The sequence below is a fragment of the Saccharopolyspora griseoalba genome (assembly GCF_042665275.1).
GTDB classification, from domain to species: domain Bacteria; phylum Actinomycetota; class Actinomycetes; order Mycobacteriales; family Pseudonocardiaceae; genus Saccharopolyspora; species Saccharopolyspora griseoalba.
On the sequence record NZ_JBHTCJ010000040.1, the window covers coordinates 1 to 828 of the forward strand.

Annotated in this window: 1 protein-coding gene; it reads right to left on the bottom strand. The window is 70.0% G+C overall.

Annotated features, from left to right (window positions below):
- Nucleotides 1-828, bottom strand: an 828-nt coding sequence (gene tal, locus ACFQRI_RS27095) for a transaldolase (protein ID WP_380673498.1), incomplete at both ends; no start/stop codon positions are given.

Consider the following 828-nt stretch of genomic DNA (forward strand, 5'->3'; position numbering starts at 1 on the left):
GGCGACGGTGTCGAGGAGTTCGGTCCAGGACTTCTCGAACTTCTGGACTCCGTCGGCCTCCAGCACGGCGAAAACGTCGTCGAGGTCGATACCGGCCTCGCGGAGCTGGTCGAAGACCTGCTGGGCCTCCGCGCCGGTACCGCTGACCAGGTCACCGCGCACGTCGGCGTGATCGGCGCAGGCCTGCAGGGTGCCCTCGGGCATCGTGTTGACCGTGTTCGGCGCCACCAGCTCGTCGACGTAGCGGGTGTCGGAGTAGGACTTGTCCTTGACCCCGGTGGAGGCCCACAGCGGGCGCTGCGCGCGGGCGCCCTCGGCGGCCAGGGCCCGGAACCGCTCGGAGGCGAAGACCTCCTCGTAGGCGGCGTAGGCCAGCTTGGCGTTGGCGATGGCGGCCTTGCCCCGCAGCGGGTGGCCCTCCTGCTGGGCGTCCAGGCGCTTGTCGATCTCGGTGTCCACGCGGGAGACGAAGAACGAGGCCACCGACTCGATGCCGGCCAGGTCGTGCCCGTTGGCCTTGGCCTGCTCCAGCCCGGCCAGGTAGGCCTCCATGACCTCCCGGTAGCGCTCCACCGAGAAGATCAGGGTCACGTTGACGCTGATGCCCTCGCCCAGCACGCGGGTGATCGCCGGCAGACCGGCCTTGGTGGCCGGGATCTTGACCATCAGGTTCGGCCGGTCCACGGCCTTCCACAGGTCGACGGCCTCGGCCACCGTCTTGTCGGTCTCGTGCGCCAGCCGCGGGTCCACCTCCAGCGACACCCGACCGTCCACACCACCGGTCCGGTCGTAGACGTCGCGGAAGACGTCCGCAGCATCCCGCACGTC